Genomic DNA, 15,806 nt, shown 5'->3' with positions numbered 1-15,806 from the left:
CCCGGCCTCCGACGACAACGTCACCCGGTCGACGGCCTCGCAGAACACGGTCTCGCACCGCTCGGCCAGCCCCTGGCGGGCGGTGACCGCGTACGGGAGCGTGCCGCTGTACCAGTCCTCCATGAGTGCGTCGCCGAGCTGCCCGATCACCGCGATCTTCGTCACGCCTTCGAGCGGCAGCACCCCGTCGTTCTTCAGCAGCACGAACGAGCGCCGCGCCGCCTCCCTGGCCAGCGCCTGGTGCTCGGGGCAGTTGACCACGTTGCCGTTGACGTCGTCGTACGGCGTCGCCGCGTCGAACTCCCCCAGCCGGAACCTGATCGACAGCGCGTGGCGGATGGCCCCGTCGATGTCCTCCTCGCTCAGCAGTCCCTTCGAGAGCGCCTCGCGCAGGTGGCCGAGCGTGGCCTCGGAGCGGTCGTCGTCCTGGGTGAAGCTGTCCAGCCCCGCCTTGATCGCGTGCGCGTACGCCTCAGGCAACGTGTCGTGGTACCCCTGGAGCGTGGTGAGGTTGCCCGGCGCGTACGCGTCGCTGACCACCAGCAGGTCGTCGGGCGCCCACGCGCGCAGCACCTGCCCGATCAGCGGGCTGAGGTGGGCAGGACGGCCGTTGACCAGGTTGTACGACGGCATGACGGCCACGGCCACGCCCTGTTCGATGGCGGGCCTGAAGGCGGGCAGCTCGTACTCGTGCAGCACTCTCGGCGGCAGGTTGCTGGAGGTCGTGCAGCGGTCGGTCTCGTTGTTGTAGGCGAGGAAGTGCTTGAGTGTGGGGGCGGTCTTGAGAACTTCGGGAGCGCTCCCACCAAGCCCGCGCGCGTAAGCCGCGGCCATGACGCCGGTCAACCACGGATCTTCGGAGTAGCCCTCCTCGTTGCGCCCCCAGCGGGGGTCGCGCAGCGGGTTCACCACGGGAGCCCACACGTTGCGGCCCGCGCCCGCCGGGTCCTTGTGGTGGAAGGCCAGCACCTCGTCACTGGTGGCCTCGCCCACCCTGCGCACGAGGTCGGGGTCCCACGTCGAGGCGAGCCCGACGGCCTGGGGGAAGACGGTGGCCGGCCCGAGCCAGGCCAGCCCGTGCAGCGCCTCCGTGCCCGTGCGGAACGCGTCGAGGCCCAATCGCTCGACCGGCGCCTGGTACTGGTGCAGCAGGCCGACCTTCTCCTCGAGGGTGAGCCGGCGCACCAGGTCGTCGATCCGGTCGGGAATCGGAACCGCTGGGTCGCGGAAGGATTCTTGCATGGTCATCCCTCTGAGAGTGTCGAAGCGCTTCGACGACCGGCCTGGCGAAGTTACGCGGACATTTCGGTGGATTGACTGAAGAGTGCACGCCTCCGTGACCAAGGTCAAGGGACTCGGGGCAATCTCCCCGAATCTATGGAGTCCAGCACCCTCGCGACACCGCCGAGCGCCGCCGCGTCATGGCCCAGCGTCGAGGCCACGACCTGGCAGCCACCGGCCTCCGAAGCGATCACGCGGTCGTCCATCTCGTCCTGGACGGCGGGCAGCAGCCACGGCGCCAGCGGGACGTAGTAGCCGCCGAGAATCACCACCTCGGGGTTGAGCAGGTTCGCCAGGATCGACACGCCCTTGCCGAGGCTGCGGCCCACCGACTCCAGCGTGGCCAGGGTGCCCGCGTCGCCGGCGCGGGCCAGGCGTACGGAATCCTCGATCTCGACCTGGATCTCGGCCGGAGACGGATCCTTGCCCAGCACGGCGCCGATCCCGGCCATGACCTCCAGGCAGCCGCGGCGCCCGCAGTGACACGCGGGGCCGTCGGGGTCGAGCTGGACGTGGCCGATCTCGCCGCTGAACCCGAGGCGGCCGTGGCGCAGCCGCCCGTCGAGGATGATGCCCGCGCCCACGCCGATCTCTCCGGTGAGGTAGATCAGGTCGGAGGCCCCGGCGTGCGCGCCGAAGCGCTGCTCTGCCAGGGCGGCGAGGTTGGCGTCGTTGTCGACCTGGATGGGGAAGCCGGGATCGCGCAGCGCCTTGGCCAGGTCTCCGCCGAGGTCGGCGTCGCGCCAGCCGAGGTTGGGCGCGATGCGTACGGTGCCCTGCACGTCGACCAGGCCCGGCACGGCCACGGCGAGACCCAGGACCTGGCGCTCCTCCTTGGCCATGCGGTTGACCACGCGCCTGATGATCGCGCCGACGCTCGCCACCCCCTGGTTGACGGAGTCGCCGCCCGAGAACGCGCGCCGCCACGTCAGCAGCCGCTCCCCCGCCAGGTCGGTGGCCACGGCGGACACGTAGTCGACATTGATCTCGACGCCGATGGCGGCGTACGGCGAGCCGTCCAGCACCAGCATCGTGGCGGGCCGGCCGACCCGGTTTTCCGTCAGCCCCGTCTCACGCACGAGCCGCCGGTCGATGAGGTCCGCGACCAGGCTGGAGACCGTCGCCTTGTTGAGCCCGGTGGAGGCCGCGATGTCGGCCCGCGAGCAGGGCGCGTGCTCCCGGACGAACCGCAGCACAACCGCGAGGTTGGTGGCCCGTACGTCGGCGAAGTCGGCCGGCTGAGGGCCGGTCGTAGAAGTGATCAATATCAGCCCCGTTCCCGCCAAGAGATGACCCCAGCATGCCGCATCGTGGGCTCCCTTCACCAACCTGTGACCGTCGCGATCCCTTGTGGCTGCGGTCACAGTCTACTAATTTGTTTGGTCGGAATACCAACTAATTTTTTAGAGGCCATCCCTACTCGGAAAGAAGGGAGCGAGCCATGGCGACCAACACGACTCGCCGCGGATTCCTCGGTCTGGTCGGTGCGAGTGTTCTGGTGGCGGGCTGCGCCGAGAAGAAGGAGCTGTCCAAGGGTACGGCCGTCGCGGCCGACAAGCTCAAGAGCCTGGTGCCCAACAGGGTCCCGTTCGAGATCCCCGGGCTCAAGCCGGATCTGCCGGGCAACGAGTTCGTCGCGCCCGGTTTCCTGACCCGCCCGGCCAACATGGTGCAGGCCGTCACCACCAAGCCGCTGACCAGCGGCAAAGAGGTGACCGCGATGACGCCGCTGTGGGGGACCGTGCCGCCCGGGCCGGGCAGCAACTCCTACTACGACTACATGACCGAGCGCCTCGGCGGCGTCGTGCGCTTCAACATCTCGGACGGCAACACGTATGGGCAGAAGCTCAGCACCGTCCTGGCCAGCGGCGACGTGCCCGAGATGGTCTGCGTGCCCCAATGGGAGCTCATCAAGATCGCCCATTTCACCGAGGCGGCCAACAAGCTCTTCGCCGACCTGGGCCCCTACCTGGCCGGCGACAAGGCCAAGGAGTTCCCTCTGCTGGCCAACTACGACACGGCGGCCTGGCAGTACAGCGTCTTCGGCGGCATCCTCCAGGGCATCCCCTGGCAGAACGACCCGTTCCCGCAGGCCACGTTCGTCCGCGGGGACATCCTGAAGGACCTGGGCCTGGAGCATCCCAAGAGCGCCGACGACCTGTTGACGCTCGGCAAGGCGATCACGGACCCGAAGAAGAAGCGCTGGGCGTTCGGCGGCCTCGACAAGGAGGTCCAGCGCGCCTTCGGCGCTCCGCGCGAGTGGCGGAAGAAGAGCGACGGCACGCTCGAGTACAAGTACGAGACGGCCGAATGGGCCGCCCACGTCGAGTTCATGGCGAAGCTCTTCTCGAACGGGTACGTCCACCCGGACGTCGTGGCCAACAAAAACGCCGACAACAAGGCCATCTCCGGCAGCGGCCAAATGATCATCTACTGGGACGGCCTCGGCGCCTGGCACGAGAACCTCGACCGCTTCCTGCCGGACAACCCCAAGTTCAAGATGGAGATCGTCAACCCCTACCCGCAGCACGCCGGCGGCACGCCCATCGTGTGGCGCAACGAGCCCGCCAGCATGTTCGCCTTCATCAAGAAGGGCCTCGGGGACGCGCGCACGCGCGAGCTGCTCGCCCTGGCCAACTGGACCTCGGCGCCGTTCGGGACGCAGGAGTACGAGCTGGTCTCCAACGGCGTCGAAGGCAAGCACTACACGGTCGAGAACGGCGTCATCAAGACGACGGCGCTCGGGCGCAAGGAGGTCGCGCCCACGTACATGTTCCTGTCGGGGCGGCCCAACGCCAACGCGACGAGCCAGTACAGGGACCTCGTGCAGTCGCTCTACGACTGGGAGGTGAACGCCGCGAAGCTCCTGTCCAACGACCCGTTCGTGGGTCTCCGGGTGGAGACGCCGTCGAAGATGGCCGGGCTCGTCACGCCCATCGAGGACAAGATGCAGGAGATCTACCGGGGTAAGCGGCCGGTCTCCGAGTGGCCGAGCGTCGTCAAGGAGTGGCAGGACCAGGGCGGGAACGAGGCCCGGGAGTTCTACATGAAGGTCGCGCGGGAGAACGGCCGACTGTGAGACCCCTGAGAATTCGCGCGACCACGACAAGAGGCTTGTCATGGGTGTGATCACGGCCAGAAGGACGGCTCCGCAGCCCAGCAAGGCCGCCCCGCAGGAGCTCACCTGGAGGGCCAAGCTCCGCCGGGACTGGCCGCTGCTGGTGATGAACCTCCCGATGCTCCTGCTCGTCCTCGCCTTCTGGTGGATCCCGGCCCTCGGCAACGTCATCGCGTTCCAGGACTACAACCCGTACACCGACGGCATCGCCGGCAGCCCGATCATCGGCTTCACCAACTTCGCGCTGCTCTTCCAGGACCCGCAGTTCCTGCGCGCCATCGGCAACACCCTGTCCATCACCGCCTTCCAGCTGATCTTCTACTTCCCCGTGCCGATCATGCTGGCGCTGCTGCTCAACAGCATCGTCTCGGCCCGGCTGAGGGCGTTCGTGCAGGGCGTGGTCTACATGCCGTTCTTCTTCTCCTGGGTGCTGGTCATCGCCGTCTTCCAGCAGATGTTCGGCGGCGCGGGGCTGCTGGCGCAGATCCTCCGCGAGCAGGGCCACCAGGGCGTCGACTGGATGACGAACTCGGACACGTTCATCCTGCTGATCACGTCCCAGACGATCTGGAAGGACGCGGGCTGGGGCGCGATCATCTTCCTGGCCGCGCTCAGCACCATCGACCCCAACCTGTACGAGGCCGCCGCCGTGGACGGGGCGCGCAGGTGGCGGCGCATGTGGCACATCACGCTGCCGGGGCTGCGCCCGGTGGTCGTGCTGCTGCTGATCCTGCGCCTCGGCGACGCGCTCAACGTCGGGTTCGAGCAGTTCATGCTGCAACGCAGCGCCGTCGGCAGCGGGGCGTCCGAGGTGTTCGACACGTTCGTGTACTGGTCGGGCATGCGTACCGGGGACCTGGGGTACGGGGCGGCGGCCGGGCTGTTCAAGGGCCTGGTCGGGCTGCTGCTCATCATGGCGGCGAACCGGGTCGCGCACGCGCTCGGCGAGCGAGGGGTGTATTCACGATCATGACCGTCCTGACATCACGCCCGCGCAGAGGCGGCCGCCTGGCTCCATGGGAAGAACGCCCGTCGCCGGTCGGCCAGCTCGGCAAGGGCACCCTGGTGACGCTGATCGTCGTGGTCGTCCTCGGCCCCCTCTACACGATCGTCCTGACCAGCCTCAGCTCGGCCGCCACGGTCAACCGCGTGGGCGGGCTGGTGCTGGTGCCGGACGGGATCACGTTGGAGGCGTACCGGCAGATCTTCTCCGACACCGTGGTCAGCAGGGCCGTCCTGGTCAGCACCGGCGTGACGATCGTGGGGACGCTGATCAGCGCGGGGGTGAGCATCCTGGGGGCGTACTCGCTCTCGCGCCCGGGTTCGTTCCTGCACCGCCCGCTGCTGTTCAGCGTCCTGCTGATGTTCGTGTTCTTCCCGGGCCTCATCCCCGTCTACCTGATGGTCAGCGGCCTGGGTCTGAAGGACAGCTACTGGTCGCTGATCCTGCCGAGTGCCGTCTCGGCGTTCAACGTGGTGGTGCTGCGCTCGTTCTTCATGAACATCCCAGGGGAGATCCTGGACAGCGCCCGCATCGACGGGGCCGGCGAGTTCCGCATCCTGTGGCGCATCGTCCTGCCCATGTCGAAGGCGGTGACGGCGGTGGTGGCGATGTTCTACGCGGTCGGTTACTGGAACGCGTGGTTCAACGCGATGCTCTACATCGACGACACCCGCAAATGGCCGCTGGCGTTGATCCTGCGCCAGTACGTGGTGGACTCCAACCCGCTGCCGAGCGCCACGGCAGGCGTGACAGGCGACGCACCGCCAACCCTGGCCATCAAGATGGCCATCGTGGTGATCGCCGTGGTCCCCGCCTTGATCATCTACCCCTTCGTCCAGCGCCACTTCACCAAGGGCGTGATCGTGGGCGCCATCAAGGGCTGACCGCTCCGGCGCCCATCGCGCTCCGGACCGCGGCAACGAGGTTCGCGGCCCTCAGGTCCGGAACCCCTTCCACGACGTGGTTCATGACGTAGCCGAACGCGACGCCGGTCGCCGGGTCGGCGAAGCCGAGCGACCCGCCTCGGCCGGGGAATCCGAAGGCGGTCGGGGAGTACCAGAACGCGTCCGGTGTCGGGAGGCCGAAACCGGTGCCTATGCGGACGGGCACGCGCAGGATGCGGTCGATGCCACTGACCTGTTCCGCGGTCGCGGCGGCCAAAGTGCCGGGCGTGAGAATGCGGTGCCCGTCGACTTCGCCGATGAGCGCGGCGTAGAAGCGGGCCAGGGCACGGGCCGTGCAGATGCCGTTGGTGGCCGGCATCTCGGCGGCCTGCTCCTCTGGTCTGTTGTGGTCCAGCGGGGGCGTGACGACGCCGATCGAGCGCCTGGTCAACGACGTCGGGTCGGCGAAGGCCGCCAGGACCTCGCGCATGGGTTCAGGAAGGGCGTTCAGGTCGATCCTGCCCATGGCCTCGAAGTCGGGCGGGGTGTCGATGATCCGGCTGACCCGGTGCTGCTCGGTTTCCGGCAGTCCGATCCACAGGTCCAGCCCGAGCGGTGCGGCGATCTCCTCCGCCAGGAACGTGCCGATACTGCGGCCGGACACCCGGCGGACGACCTCTCCGACGAGCCAGCCGTAGGTGAGCCCGTGGTAGCCGTGCTCCGTGCCCGGCTCCCAGTACGGGCGCTGGGCTGCCAGCGCGGTTACCATGGGCTCCCAGGCGATCGCCTCCTCCGGAGTGATCGGGTGGTCGATCGCGGGCAGCCCGGCCTGGTGAGTGAGCAGCCAGCGGACCGGGATGCGGCCCTTTCCGTTGGCCGCGAACTCCGGCCAGCACTCCACCACGGGCGCGTCGAGATCAAGTTCGCCCCGCTGGGACAGCAGAAGAGCACAGGTCGCCGTGACGGCCTTCGTGGTGGAGTAGACGAGTTGCAGGGTGTCGCGCTCCCAGGGACGGCCGGTGCCGGGGTCGGCGATCCCGCCCCACAGGTCGACGACCTTCCGGCCGTGCAGGTAGACGCTGACCGCGGCACCTGTTTCCTGCTCGCCGGCCAGATCGGCCGCGAACGCTTCGCGTACTGCTTCGAATCCCGGTGCGGTGTCTCCGCCGATTTCGGGCATGCGTCATCGCCTTCTGTGCTGATGGGGGTATTGGGGAAGGGTTTCAGCCGCGCCATTTCCCGACGAGCCAGGCGCAGATCTCCGGCTCGGTCATCTCGGGAAACTCTTCGCTGAACGCGGCGAGCGCGCGTATGGCCTCGTCCCGGGTCAGGCCGCGCAACCCCGCTTCCTTGAGGTACTCCTGACGCGCGAGAGAAGGACGGCCCCCGCCCGCGCCGCGGCCAGGCAGCCGCTCGCGCCACTGCACGATCTCCGTCAGCCGATCGGGCCGCCAGCCGGGAGCTCCGTCGACCTCGACGTCCGGCACGGGGAACGGGTGATCGGAGTCGTCCGAATAGCGGCTGCGCCACTTGTGCACCGCATGACGGCTCACGCTCAGGGCTTCGGCGATGCCGAGGACACCGAGGTAGCGCTCGGTCATGGGTGCACCTGCTTGTCTGTGCGGCCTCCTTCGCGGATTTCAAGTACTACCACGCCCGATGTGGAGATCTTGCGCCGGAACGTCGTCTCCGACGAAGACAACGTTAGCGCGCGAAGGAAACATCGTCTACAAGAGAGACGAGCTTTTCTGCCGACAGGCCTCCGCTCGCCGTTCGACCGGTCACCGCCTCCCGCCGCCCGCTCGACGACATGGGGGCGTACCGGGAACGCGAAGGAGCGGTGCGCAAACCATAGTTATGCCCGTTTTAGGCGTAATGTTGGCATTTGGGGAGTATGTCCACACGGTTGATCGGGAATACCCCCATCAACCTCTCAAAGGGGGCGAGACCGTGACCTTCCCGCGTTATATGTCGGCTGCGAGAATCTGCCTGTTTGTGCCCGCCGAGCCTCCGCCCAATCCGGTGGGGCCGCGCAGGCGGAGGATCAACAGCGACAGCAGTAGCCGTTCCAGTCACCGCCGCAGCCGTCGTCGTTGAACGACGCCTGATCCAACCACCAGCCTGGCCGTCCGCTCGCGCAGGAGTGGCGGCCGCTGGAGGAAGATGACGTCATTGACCTTGGCGGTCGAGTTCGCTGAGGATTCCGACGAGGCCCAGCTCATAGAAGAGCAGAAGCAGATAGCCGTAGCCGGACAGGCGGTTGTCGAACCCCGCCTGGCGCAGGATGCCGACGATGTGGTCGGCCAGCCGTAGCCCGTTCGGACCGAAGGGGACCCTGCCAGGCAGGAGGCGGGTGGCCGCGGGGTGGGCCAGGAGGACCTTCCGGAGTTCGAGGCCGATGCCGTTCCCCCAGGGGTGACCCTGGGAGGCGGCGCAGGGCCTCCCAGGGGTCGCCTGCTTACGCTGGGGTGCAGGTGAGGGTGGCGGGTGGGGTGTTGGTCCCGGTGTAGGTGGCGGTGAAGCCGAACGTGGTCGTCCCGTTCGGTGCCAGGGAGCCGTTATAGCCGGCGTTCGCGACGCTGACGTTGGCGCCCGTCTGGGTCGGGGTGCCGCTCCAGAGCTGGGTGATCTTCTGGTCTCCGGCCCAGGTCCAGGTAACCTTCCAGCCCGAGATCTGCGCCGTGCCCGCGTTCTTGACCGTGACCTCCGCCTGGAAGCCGCCCGACCACTCGTTCACTCCCTTGTAGGTCGCCGTGCAGCCCGACCCGGTGGTCGGCGTCACCGTTGGCGTGACCGTGGGGGTCACGGTGGGCGTGACGGTCGGGGTGACCGTGGGCGTGACGGTGGGCGTGACGGTTACCGGTGGGCCCGTGCGGTCGCCGTACAGGATGCCGCGGCCGTTCGTGCCGACGTAGACCCGGCCGTACACGCGCGGGTCGCCCGTCAGGGCCTCGCCCATGTTGCCCCACTGGTGCTTGTCGTCGTTGATGCGCACCCAGCTCGCCCCGGCGTCGTCCGAGCGGTACAGGCCCGTGACCCCGCCGATCGTGGCAACCGTGAAGACCGCCATGTACGTCCCGCCGGGCGCCGCCTTGCCGAAGCCGACGTTCACCGAGCTCGTGATCCCGGACACCTTGGTGAAGGACGCGCCGCTGTCGGTCGAGTGCCACAGGCCGCCGTCACCGGCCAGCCACAGGTCGCCCTCCTTGCCCGGGACCGCCTTGACCTTGCCGCTGGTCGGCAGGCCCGTGGCGGCGGTGGCGGTGAAGGCCGCGCCGCCGTTCGTGCTGACGTACAGGCGGCCGCCGTTGAAGCCGTAGAACTTCGACGCGTTGACCCGGTCCGACTCCACGATCGCGCCGGTGGGCAGGCCGGAGGCCTGCTGCCAGGAGTTGCCGTAGCCCACCGAGTAGACCGGCGTGACGCCCTTCGGCGCCCAGACGAAGCGGGAGCCGTCGGCGGCCGCCGCCACCGTGCCGCCCTCGTCGATGCCGCCCGGCTCCGTGCCCTGGAACCAGTTGGCGCCGCCGTCCGTGGAGAAGGCCACGTGGCTGTCGTTCGGGCGGTCGGCGTCCTTGAAGCTGCCCGCCCTCACCATGATCGACGGTGATTTCTCCGCGTAGTCGAGGCTGGTGGTCGTGGTGAAGATGGGAGCCGTGAACATCATCGACGGTACGGCGTCCAGGTTCGTGTGCCGGAAGCCGCCGATGTCGCCCAGGGCGCTGACCAGGGACGCGCCGCTCGGCGGGCTGATCAGGTCCAGGACGGCCGTCTCCTCCAGGCCCTTGGCCATGGGCTTGATGGTGAACTGGGTGCCCGAGTCCCACTTGGTCAGGTCCTCGGTGCCGTAGACCGTGGCGCCGGTGCCGTACATCATCCTGTTGGAGTCGAACGGGTCGATCTCCAGGGACTCCGTCATCCAGCCGAGCTTCGGCGTGACCTCAGGGGGCTGCGGGTTGGTGCCGAACGTCAGCCACGGGTCCTCCGTGATGTCCTGCTTGTAGCGGAAGCTGCGGTTCGGGTACGAGGTCCAGTCCCACACGCGGGTCCAGGTCGCGCCCGAGTCCGTGGACCGGAAGAAGATCACGTCCGGCCACCACGAGATCTGCGTGGCCACCATGATCGTGCCGGGCTTCTGCCGGTCGATGGTCAGGCCGCTGTAGCCGAAGTAGTCGTCGGAGCTCGAGGACGGGATGGGGCTGATCTGGGTCCAGGTGCCGGTCGCCGTGGCGTAGCGCCACACGTCGCCCTTGGCCCCGTCGTACGGGCCGCCCGTGTCGCTCGTCGCGATGTAGAGGTAGCCGTTGACCGTGTCCAGCACGCCCTTGTGGGCGAGGTAGCCGGTCGGCTGGCCGGCCACGCGCGACCAGGTGGCGCCCGCGTCGGTCGTGCGGTAGACGCTGTTCTCCTTGTCGGCGACGCCCACGTAGATGGTCTTGGTGGCGGTGCCCTTGGTGGACGAGCGCGGGTCGTAGGTCACCCAGACCACGCCCGGCTTGTGGCTCAGGTAGCCGTTGGAGTCGTTCGGGTCCTGGGCGTAGTTGCCCGCGTTGGGGAAGCTGGCCACCTTGGCCCAGGTGGCGCCGTAGTCGGTACTGCGCCACAGCCCGTTGCCGTTGGGGGTACCAAAGTAGAGGACGCTGTTGTTGTTCGGGTCCACCGACAGCGCCTCGCCCATGCCACGGCCGGGCATGTTCCCGCCGAGCTTGAACGGCAGCGGCGTGACCTGCCAGTTGTCGCCCTTGTCCGTCGAACGCAGGATCGCGCCGTTGTTGGGATCCCACCTGTTGGTGTACATGCCGACGGCGGCGTACACCCGGTTGGTCTGTACGGGGTCGGTAGCGAGGCTGATCACGCCGTTGTAGCCCCACTTGTCCCATCCGACCCAGTCCAGCAAGGGGGTCCAGGATTTGGTCGACTGGTTCCACCGGTACGCCCCGCCGATGTCGGTGCGGGCGTAGATGAGGTTCTTCTCCGTCGGGTTGAAGATGATGCCGGGTACGAAGCCGCCGCCGTCGATCCTGACGTTCTTGTACGCGTACGGGTCCGAGGCGACGGCCGAGACCGGCGACATCCGCACGACCGCCGCCACGAGCAGGACGGCCGCAGTCGTCAGCAGGACGAATAATCTTCTTCGCATGCGCGGCTCTTCCTTTCCAGGCGCGCCAGCAGGCGCCCCAAAGGCTTCAGATGACCGCCATGCACGAGCAGAGTGCAGGACCCTGACCGTCACCGCGCCTTCGCGCATGAGCTCTACCAGAAGGCTCACACACGCGCGCATCGAAGGCAATAGTTTGGATAGACAACGAATTAACGACGCCTGATCCCAGCCGCCCACAGCGCGATGGCGATGTAGACGACCTGTTCGGGGATCCGCTGCCACAGCGGCGTAACGTCCTGACCGGCGAGCGCGGCGTACACGTTCGCCGGAAGCAGGCCCACGAAGAGCAGCGCCAGGCAGATCCCGGCGGCCTTGCGGGTTCTTCCAAGCACGAGCCCGACCGCCCCGGCCAGCTCCAGCACGCCGGTCAGATAGACCATCAGGGCCGGGAACGGCACGAACGGCGGCACCATGGCCACCATGTCGGCGTGGTTGGGCATGAAGGTCACGCCCGCCGGGACGAAATGCGCACTGGCCGTCACCACCAGCATGACGGCCAGCCCATGAGCCGCGCTCACCCTCCAGGTGTCGAACCGCTTGACCCTGGACAGCCGGAACGCCAGCGTGGCCACCAGCAGCACGATCACGATCACGGAAGCCTCCTTTGGATAGCAGTGCTTTCGATAACACTACTATCCAATAGATTCATCCCGCTATCTGATTCTTCGGCGGCGCGGAGATGCTGACCCGGGAGCTCCATCCCTTGTAGCGGGTTTCGGTGCTGAACCGGCCGTCGCCGACCTCGACGCCCTCCGAGACGTGCGAGGACGCCAGATGCGAGGTGACGAGCTTGCTGGGCAGGTTGTCAGGCCCCAGGGTGAGCTGGTACGTGACGACCGTCTTCTCCTTGGAGCTGAACGGGACGGAGACCCGGAACCACGGCGACACCTTCGCGAGCGCGCCGTAGGTGATCTTCCCGGAGTACGTCCGGCCCTGCTTCTTGCCCTTGAGGAGGACCTTCAGCGTCGCCGGCTCGGCCGGGTTGACGACCTGCGAGAACGTTCCGAGCCAGCCGCCCGTCATGCAGATGACATCCTTGGCCCATTTCTTGCCGTCGGGGAGCTCGCCGAACATCGGGCTGGTGGAGTAACTCCTGCCGCCGACCATGATCGTCCGCCCGGACTTCAGGGTGTACATGTAGTCGAAGATGCCGCCCTGATACCGGGTGTAGTCGGCGGTGATGTCCGACGCGGCGATCCCGGACCTGCCGAACTGCAACGTTCCAGTGCGCCTGAGGAACGTCACCTTCCCCGAGTCCTGGAGTAAGGAGGTGACGTCCGTGAACTTCACCCCCTTGCCGGCCACCAGCTTCGCCTTAAGCGCCCTGACCGGATCGGCCGGAGCCGCCTCGGCGGGAGTGGCGGCCACGAGCATGGCCATGGCCGCCACCACTGCACCTGCGATCGTCCTCTTCACTGAGATTCCTTTCGATGAGGGGATCGCAGATTCTGCCGACTCTTGATCACGACCTGGTCAACGCGAAGTCCTTGATCCGCAGGTCGCCCTTGAACACGAGGTACAGGTTGCCGGTGCCCGCCTTGACGGAGGCGGTCGCCGTACCCCACTGGTAGATCCCGCCGGTGGCCGGCACCTGGACGGTCCCTAGGAGGGCGCCGGTCGGCGAGCCCGAGCGCAGCTCGATGGCGCCGCCGCTCACCGACGACACCCCTGCCGTGAAGCGGGAGCCGAAGGAGGCGCGGGTGAAGGAGATCCAGTCCCCCGCCGATCCTTCCACGGCCTCGCCACCGGACTTCGTCTCGTCCGCGAACGCCACACCCGAGTAGTCGTCGAAGTCCATGGCCCGCGTGGTCCTGGTCAGGTCGCGCACGGGGATGGACTCGCCGGACACGCGCAGGGTCGTGGACAGGCGGATCTTGTCCGAGGACGAGCCGACGAGGACGTCGTGGGTGGCGCTCTCGACGGCCCACTTGCCCCGGGTGTAGTCCCAGACCGCCAGGTCCGACTTCTTCAGCGTGAAGGTCACGGTACGGGTCTCGCCCGGGTTCAGCGTGACCCGCTGGAACCCGCGCAGCTGCTTGACCGGCTGCTGGAAGCGGGACTCGTGCTGGTGGGTGTAGAGCTGGACCACCTCGTCACCCTTCACCTTGCCGGTGTTGGTGACCTTCACGCTCACCTTGTCGCCCTGGACGGTCAGCCCCTGGTAACCGAACGAGGTGTAGCTCAGGCCGTGCCCGAACGCGTAGAGCGGCTTGTCCTTCCCGTACAGGTACGTCATCCCGGTCTTGGCCAGGTCGTAGTCGTAGATGCTCGGCAGGTTGTCACTGGCGGGCCAGGTCTGGGTGAGCCGGCCGGCCGGGTTGACGGCGCCGAAGAGCACGTCCGCGACGGCGTGCCCGGTCTCCGCACCCGCGTGCGTGGTCCACAGCAGGTTCGGGGCGTCCACGACGACCGGGTAGCTGGTCTCGAGGACGACGACCGTGCGCGGGTTCGCCTTGCGCACGGCCTCGATCAACCGCCGCTGCCCCTCGCCGAGCTGCAGGTTGGCCCGGTCGTGGAACTCACGCCCCGCGACGAACGGGTGGCTGCCCACCACCACGACCGCCACCTCGGCCTTGGCGGCCTGCGCGGCGGCCGCGGCGACGCCGTCGGAGACGACCTCCTTGCCGAACTTGGCCGCCTGCGCCTTGGGGGCCAGGCCGAGCGTGCCGTCGGCGGAGACGGTCACGTACGGGTCGGGCAGGCCGTACCAGCCTTCGACGTTCTCGTAGCCGGCGTACCTGATCAGGTAGCTGCCGTCGGACTGGCGCTCCAGGGCGAACTGCTGCTGGATGTACCAGCCGTTGGGCTGGTCGTCGTCGGTGTCGAGCGAGCGCCAGTCACCGCCGAGCAGCTTGCCGTTGCCCGCGTTGCGCAGGGTGGACACGCCGCCGGTCCAGTCGGTCAGGTCCCACTGAGAGGCCGCGGTAGGCGCCGCGTCGACCAGGGCCGCGTTGTCGTCGGGCCCGGTGCCGGTGGCGGTGATGTACTTGCCGGAGGCCAGGTGCTTGAGCGCGATCCGCTCCAGGCCCGCGCCGGTGCTGACGTCGGCGACGCGCTCCTTGATGCCGTCGAGCGGCGTGACCTGGTACGGCAGTTTGCCCGCGTACCAGTCGCTGTACAGCCCCCCGGCCAGCGGGCCGACCACGGCCGCCGACTTCGGCGAGCTCAGCGGCAGCACGCAGTTGTTCCTGAGCAGCACCGCCGCCTTGCCCGCCGCCTCCCGGTTGAGCCTCTGGTTCGCGGCGCTGTTGATCACATCCTTGGTGATCTTCTTGTACGGCCCGCCGTCCGGGTCGAAGTGCCCCAGCCGGGTGCGGATGGTCAGGACGTTGCGCACGGCCCTGTCCACGTCGGCCTGGGTGATGAGCCCCTGGTCGAGCGCGGCTGTGAGCTGCTCTGCCAGCGGCCCGGCGTTGCTGTCGTCGATGGTGTAGCTGTCGAGCCCTGCTTTGAGCACCGCGGCGAACGCCTCGGGCTTGTTGTCGTAGTACTTCTCCAGCTCGGTGAGCGCGTACGGCCCCCAGGCGTCGCTGACGTTGTAGAGCGTCTTGTCCGTCCACGACCTGACCGTGGTGCCGAGGTCGGGGTTGACGTGGTTGGGCCGCCCGTTGACCAGGTTGTACGACGCCATGACCCCGGTCGCGGCGTTGGCCGAGATGGCCGCCTTGAACGCCTGCTCGTAGTACTCGTGCTTGAGCTTCGGCGTCAGGTTGGAGGAGCTGGTTCCGCGGTTGGTCTCGTTGTTGTACGCCAGGAAGTGCTTCAGCACGGGTGCGGTCTTCAGGTAGAAGGGGTCGTCACCCTGCAGGCCCTTGCCGTAGGCGGTGGAGATGGCCCCGGTAAGGAGAGGGTCCTCCGAGTAGCCCTCCTCGTTGCGGCCCGCCCGCGGGTCCCGCAGCAGGTCCACGACGGGCGCCCACACCTGCAGGCCCCACAGGGTCGGGTCCACGGCGTTGTAGCCGCGGACCTCGTCCCCGACGGCCGACCCGACCTTCTTGATCAGCGCCGGGTCCCACGTGCTGGCCAGCCCCACGGCCTGCGGGAACACGGTGCCGCTCGCGAACTTCTGGCTCCACTTGTCGTTGAGGTCGTTGGACCAGCCGACGCCGTGCAGCGCCTCGGTGCCGTTCTTGTGGTACGCGATGCCCAGCCGCGGGATGGCCGCCTGCGACTGGTGCAGCAGCCCCAGCTTCTCCTGCAGCGTCAGCCGGCCGAGCAGGTCGTCGACCCGCTGCTCCACCGGCAGGCTCGGGTTCTGGAACGGGTAATCAGCGGCCTGGGCGGCGGGCGCCGCCAGCAGCGAGGCCGCCAGGGTGAGGGTGGCTAATAACGGGATCTTTCGCATAAAGAGGTTCTCCA

12 protein-coding genes are annotated in these 15,806 nt (G+C 68.0%); 3 read left to right on the top strand and 9 right to left on the bottom strand.

From position 1 onward, the window contains the following. The coding region (locus AB0J09_RS00605; RefSeq protein WP_360682953.1) for a glycoside hydrolase family 3 N-terminal domain-containing protein at positions 1-1,248 on the bottom strand (1,248 nt) is incomplete at its 3' end. A 98-nt stretch (positions 1,249-1,346) separates the two neighbouring features. After that, positions 1,347-2,546 carry an ROK family transcriptional regulator gene (locus AB0J09_RS00600; protein ID WP_360682951.1) on the bottom strand — a complete coding sequence of 400 codons (1,200 nt, stop codon included), beginning with the start codon at positions 2,544-2,546 and terminating at the stop codon, positions 1,347-1,349. Between the two features lie 176 nt (positions 2,547-2,722). On the opposite strand from AB0J09_RS00600, the gene AB0J09_RS00595 reads away from it, so the two are divergent. The 3 genes from AB0J09_RS00595 to AB0J09_RS00585 are packed head-to-tail and all read left to right on the top strand — an operon-like array spanning position 2,723 to position 6,286. Beyond that, positions 2,723-4,360, top strand: coding sequence for an extracellular solute-binding protein (locus tag AB0J09_RS00595; RefSeq protein ID WP_360682949.1), 1,638 nt, complete (start codon positions 2,723-2,725; stop codon positions 4,358-4,360). Between the two features lie 40 nt (positions 4,361-4,400). After that, positions 4,401-5,372 (top strand): ABC transporter permease subunit, encoded by a 972-nt coding sequence (locus AB0J09_RS00590; protein ID WP_360682947.1) that lies wholly within the window; start codon positions 4,401-4,403, stop codon positions 5,370-5,372. Beyond that, positions 5,369-6,286 carry a carbohydrate ABC transporter permease gene (locus tag AB0J09_RS00585; RefSeq protein ID WP_360682945.1) on the top strand — a complete coding sequence of 306 codons (918 nt, stop codon included), beginning with the start codon at positions 5,369-5,371 and terminating at the stop codon, positions 6,284-6,286. Before AB0J09_RS00590 ends, AB0J09_RS00585 begins: the two co-directional genes overlap by 4 nt. Here AB0J09_RS00585 and AB0J09_RS00580 read toward each other — a convergent pair. From AB0J09_RS00580 to AB0J09_RS00550, 7 genes are all read right to left on the bottom strand, one after another. Next, positions 6,276-7,466 carry a serine hydrolase domain-containing protein gene (locus tag AB0J09_RS00580; RefSeq protein ID WP_360682943.1) on the bottom strand — a complete coding sequence of 397 codons (1,191 nt, stop codon included), beginning with the start codon at positions 7,464-7,466 and terminating at the stop codon, positions 6,276-6,278. The two genes, AB0J09_RS00585 and AB0J09_RS00580, sit on opposite strands and share 11 nt — an antisense overlap. 43 nt (positions 7,467-7,509) lie before the next feature. After that, entirely contained in the window at positions 7,510-7,887 is a 378-nt protein-coding gene (locus AB0J09_RS00575; RefSeq protein ID WP_360682941.1) for a hypothetical protein, read from the bottom strand. A gap of 568 nt (positions 7,888-8,455) precedes the next feature. Then, positions 8,456-8,632 carry a hypothetical protein gene (locus AB0J09_RS00570; RefSeq protein ID WP_360682959.1) on the bottom strand — a complete coding sequence of 59 codons (177 nt, stop codon included), beginning with the start codon at positions 8,630-8,632 and terminating at the stop codon, positions 8,456-8,458. A gap of 112 nt (positions 8,633-8,744) precedes the next feature. Continuing rightward, complete coding sequence (locus tag AB0J09_RS00565) at positions 8,745-11,426, bottom strand: cellulose binding domain-containing protein (protein ID WP_360682939.1); 2,682 nt, start codon at positions 11,424-11,426, stop codon at positions 8,745-8,747. A gap of 170 nt (positions 11,427-11,596) precedes the next feature. Next, complete coding sequence (locus AB0J09_RS00560) at positions 11,597-12,040, bottom strand: hypothetical protein (RefSeq protein WP_360682937.1); 444 nt, start codon at positions 12,038-12,040, stop codon at positions 11,597-11,599. A 52-nt stretch (positions 12,041-12,092) separates the two neighbouring features. Further along, positions 12,093-12,863: a hypothetical protein gene (locus AB0J09_RS00555; protein ID WP_360682935.1), complete on the bottom strand. Its 771-nt coding sequence runs from the start codon at positions 12,861-12,863 to the stop codon at positions 12,093-12,095. Between the two features lie 46 nt (positions 12,864-12,909). Further along, positions 12,910-15,792 (bottom strand): glycoside hydrolase family 3 C-terminal domain-containing protein, encoded by a 2,883-nt coding sequence (locus AB0J09_RS00550; protein WP_360682933.1) that lies wholly within the window; start codon positions 15,790-15,792, stop codon positions 12,910-12,912. Between the last annotated feature and the right edge of the window lie 14 nt (positions 15,793-15,806).

It is taken from the genome of Nonomuraea sp. NPDC049784, assembly GCF_040659615.1.
Lineage (GTDB): Bacteria > Actinomycetota > Actinomycetes > Streptosporangiales > Streptosporangiaceae > Nonomuraea.
This window is presented reverse-complemented; position numbering and strand designations above follow the sequence as displayed.